Origin of the sequence: Mycobacterium sp. (genome assembly GCF_049683935.1) — a bacterium.
Lineage (GTDB): Bacteria > Actinomycetota > Actinomycetes > Mycobacteriales > Mycobacteriaceae > Mycobacterium.
The window spans coordinates 1-4279 of the sequence record NZ_JBAUJR010000134.1; the positions used below are offsets into that span (position 1 = coordinate 1).

Sequence of the window (4279 nt, forward strand, 5' to 3'; positions counted from 1 at the left end):
GGCGGGAACCGCCAGCGTCCACCACGCGCCGGCGAGGACGTTGCCGCGGGCCTCACTGAGCAGCGTGCCCAGACTGGCCCGGTCCGGCGAAAGCCCGACGCCGAGGAACGACAGCGTCGATTCGTGCCAGACGGCGTGCGGCAGCAGCATCACCATCGCGACCAGTGCCTGCCCGGCGACCGCGGGCACCAGGTGTCTGCGCGCGACGAACCACCGCGACGCACCGGCCAACTGCGACGTCTGCACCCAGCCCGCACCGGCCACCGCAAGCAGTTCGGCACGCACCACCCGGGCCACCGCCGGCCAGTGCGTCAGCGCGATCGAGGCGATGATCGCCAATGGCGCGCCCCGCCACATGGCGGCGATGACGATTCCGACCACCAGGTGCGGCAGCGCGTTGAAGCCGTCGACCAACCGCATCACCACCGCGTCGACCCAGCCGCCGACCAGCGCTGCCGCCACCCCGATCACCATGCCCAGGACCGTCGCGGCGACCGCGCAGATCGCGGCGATCAGCAGCGACATCCGCAATCCCTCGGCGGTGCGCGCCAGCAGGTCATAACCCGAATGGTCGGTACCCGCGAGATGTTCGCGGCTGGGCGGCTGCAATGCCGCGGCGAAGTCGGCAACCTGTTCGCCTGCCAGCAGCGGGATCCCGACAGCCGCCACCACGATCACACCGAGCACGGCCAGCGGCCATTCGCGCGTCACGCCGTCATCCTCACCCGCGGATCGATCGCGACCGCGGCGGCGTCGGACAACGCAGAACCCGCCAGCACCGCCGCCGCCGAACCGACGGTCAGCGCGGCCAGCAATGGAAAGTCCAGGGCAGCAGCGGATTCCACGAGTACGGCAGCCATCCCGGGCCAGCCGAAGACGGTCTCGACGATCGCGGCTCCGGCGATCAGCTCGGGCAGCCGGGTACCGAGTAGCGCGAGGGTGGGCAACACCGACACCGGTGCGATGTGGCCACGCAGCAACGCCCACCCGTGCACGCCGCGGGCCCGCGCCCCCCGCACCGCATCGGAGTCACAACTCGCCGCGACCGCGGTCCTGGTGGTCAACAGCAGCCACGGCACCATTGACACGGTGAGCGCGATCCACGGCAGGATCGCGTACCGCAGCACCCCTTCCACCGAGTACTGGGCGCCGGGCGCCGCGGCGCCGGACGCCGGGAGCCACCGCAGGCTGACGGCAACGACCATCACCAGCGCAAGCGACACCACAAAAGGCGGCACCGCGGCGAACGTCACCGAGAAGCCGGTGCACAGCCGGTCGATCAGCCCGCCGCGACGCATGCCCGCCACACAGCCGAGCAGGATCGCCACCGTCGCCGCGGTCAGCAGCGCCGCACCCGAGAGCACCAGCGTGAACGGCATCCGCTCGGCCAACACGGTGGTGACCGGCTGCGACTGGGTCGACGAGAAGCCCAGGTCCCCCGAGGCCAGGCCCTGCACCCAGTGCCACCAGGCCTGCCACCAGGGCAGGTCGGTGTCGTAGGCGGCGCGCATGGCCTCGCGCTGTGAGGGCGTCGCCCGCTGGTAGTTGGCGCCGAGGTAGGCGGCCAGCGGGTCGAACGGCGACAGCGACGCCACGGCGAACATCGCCGCCGAAATCGCGGCGATCAGCGGGACGGCGATCGCCGACCGGATGACCAGCAGTCGACCCGTGGGTGTCAGCGTGTCCACGCCGCGACATTCCACCATGGTCCCCACGACACACCGTGCGAGTGCGGTTCCATGATCGGTGCCGACTGCTGCCAGCCGAGGTCGCGGTAGCCGTATGTGTGGTCGAGGAACGCCAGGAACACGTGCGACGGTGCCGCCGCGTAGCTGGCCTGGATCTGACGGTAGAGCTCATCTTTGGCCGGCCCCGGCGCCGACTGGGCGGCCCGTTCGAGCAACTCGTCGAGACCGGGCGCGGTGAAGTTGCCGGGGTTGGAGTAGGGCGACGAATCGGGCACCCGGGTGTGCAGCGTGTCGTAGACCTGCGAGTCGATGCTGTAGGGCGTGGAACCGCCACCGAGCACCACCGCGGACTCCCCGAAGCTGGTGTCGATCTCGTCCCAACTCGTGCCGCGCGGTCGGACATCGATGCCCAGCGGCTTCATCGCCGCCGCGTACGCCACCGCGAGGTCACGCCGCAACGTGTCCTGGGCGTTGTAGAGAAGCTCGAATGACGCTCGGGCGCCTGCTTTTTCACGGAGTCCGTCGGGACCCGTCCGCCAGCCGGCCTCATCGAGGAGCGTCGCCGCCCGGTCGATGTCGAACGGGTACTCCGCGTCCGGGTTGTAGGCCGTGCCGTACACCGCGGCCACCGGGGTGCTCGCGGCCCGGCCGTAGCCGACCAGCACGTCGCGCACCATCGCCTCGCGGTCGACGCCCAGGTTCATCGCGAGCCGGGCGCGGACATCGGCGGTGAACGGGTTGCCCGCGGGAAGTGAGATGCCGCGCCAGTCGGCCGATTCGGCGGACACCGTGCTGATGTCGCCGCCGCCGATCGAGTCGATCAACCGAGGGGGCAGGGTGGTGCCGTCGGCGGCACCGGAGACCATGCTCTGCGCACGCGCGTTGTCGTCGGGCGTGTAGGTGTAGACGATGCGCTCGACCTGGGCCGGTTCGCCCCAGTAGTCGGCGCGGGCCACCAGCACCGCCTGGTCGGGGCGCAGGCTCTCCAGCCGGTAGGGGCCCGTGCCGACGGGTTCGGTGTTGACGGCCCAATCCGCGGCGGGAGCGGGCTCGACCTTCTCCGACGGAAGGATGCCGAGCAGCAGATAGGGGCGCGGGTCAGCGGCGGTGTTCATCTCGACGGTGACGGCGTCGGGGCCGTCGGCGGTGATGGTCACGATCGGGGCCACCGACGTCGAGATCTCCGACGCCACCGCGGGATCGCGCACCGCGGTGTAGGTCGCGACGACGTCGGCGGAATCGAGCGTGCTGCCGTCGGAGAACATCACTGCGCTGCGCAGCGGCACCCGCCACCGGTTCGGGCCTGCCGGCTGCGGCTCGTCCTGTGCCAGCGCCGGAACCAGATCGGGTACCGCGGTGTCGTCGGACGCGCTGGGCCGGTAGAGGCCGTCGTAGAGCGGAGACACCCCGGATTCCGAATAGCCGTTGACCGGGTTGTAGCCCCCGAGTTCGTAACCCTCGGCGAGCACGATCTGCGCGGTGTCCTGATCCTCCGAGGGGGCGGCGCAGCCCGCCAGCACCGTGGCGGTCACTGCGACGACAAAACAGCGCGCAGCACACAGCGGGAGGCCGCCGAAAGGATTCATGTGTCTATCTGAACATATGAACGGCAGGAGCGGCGATCCGACCCCGTGCCGGCGATCGGACTACCGGGTGATCCACCCGAACACGTAGCCGCCGTAGAGGACCGCCGCAGCGGCGGTGGACGCGAGCGGCGACGACATCAGCGCGATGGCCACCGCCGAGGACACCGGTTTGCCCTGGATCATGGCGGTGAGCAGGCTTCCGACGATGCAAGCCACGACGTAGACCAGCACGACGAACACTGGCATGGTCTTGTCCGGGGAGTGGAACCACCAGTAGTACAGGCCGAGGCCGGCAGCCGCCGCGACGAGCCAAACACCTGCGACGACGAACACGAACGTCCACCGGCTGAGGTACTGGGCGACGCCGGGAACGGCGATGGGCTGGGCCGGGTGCGGAGCGATCTCCACGGGTTCGGCCGGTGCCGGCTCGTCCATGAGCCCCTGCGCGGTGAAGGATCCGGTGAACTCGGGCAGGAACGGCTCGGTGTGCTCCCCCGGGAGTGCGTCCCGGCCGGTGTCAGGCACCGGATGCCACCTGGACTGCGGCGAGAGCGCCGAACCAGCCGGGCCCGATGGCCAGGACCATCGCACCCACCGCGGTGACCCAGCGTCGGCCCGACATCAGGATCGTCAGCATGCCGATCACGCTGGGAACCCCGACAACAAGTGCGATCACGACGTCCGGCCGGACGGTCGCGGTGACCTCGATGGCGGCGGCGAGCACGGCCATCATGCCGAGAGCGACACCGACGATCATCACTCCGGCCAACACCGATGCACGCGGCAGCGGAATCACGTTTGTGACGATAACGCCGCGCGGCCCGAAAACCCGGGCGGCGCGCCCTAGCCCGATCGCGGAATAGCATTCCTGGTCGTGCCAGAGGCCAATTCCGCAGCCAGGAACGCTATTCCGCGGGTCTACTTCAGCGGGATCGCGCAGGCGTCGACACCCTCGGCCACGATGTGGGTGCCCGCCGAGGGGGGCCGCACGCCGCGTTCGTAGTC

Annotated in this window: 5 protein-coding genes; all 5 read right to left on the bottom strand. The window is 70.3% G+C overall.

The genetic code is table 11. From position 1 onward, the window contains the following. Positions 1-711 (bottom strand): ABC transporter permease (locus tag WA965_RS07910; protein WP_526447322.1); only part of this gene is annotated, 711 nt, incomplete at its 3' end. Further along, the gene (locus WA965_RS07915) at positions 708-1688 is read right to left on the bottom strand and encodes an ABC transporter permease (RefSeq protein ID WP_526447324.1); all 981 of its coding nucleotides are present in this window, start codon (positions 1686-1688) and stop codon (positions 708-710) included. The genes WA965_RS07915 and WA965_RS07910, both read right to left, overlap by 4 nt. Then, the gene (locus tag WA965_RS07920) at positions 1676-3274 is read right to left on the bottom strand and encodes an ABC transporter substrate-binding protein (RefSeq protein ID WP_526447326.1); all 1599 of its coding nucleotides are present in this window, start codon (positions 3272-3274) and stop codon (positions 1676-1678) included. Before WA965_RS07920 ends, WA965_RS07915 begins: the two co-directional genes overlap by 13 nt. A 60-nt stretch (positions 3275-3334) precedes the next feature. Then, the gene (locus WA965_RS07925; protein WP_526302774.1) at positions 3335-3799 is read right to left on the bottom strand and encodes a hypothetical protein; all 465 of its coding nucleotides are present in this window, start codon (positions 3797-3799) and stop codon (positions 3335-3337) included. Next, positions 3792-4070 (bottom strand): putative holin, encoded by a 279-nt coding sequence (locus tag WA965_RS07930; protein WP_526302775.1) that lies wholly within the window; start codon positions 4068-4070, stop codon positions 3792-3794. Before WA965_RS07930 ends, WA965_RS07925 begins: the two co-directional genes overlap by 8 nt. Between the last annotated feature and the right edge of the window lie 209 nt (positions 4071-4279).

Bases quoted from the DNA above. Each gene is read 5' to 3' on its own strand.
- WA965_RS07920 (WP_526447326.1), bottom strand. From the start codon at position 3,274: ATGAATCCTTTCGGCGGCCTCCCGCTGTGTGCTGCGCGCTGTTTTGTC.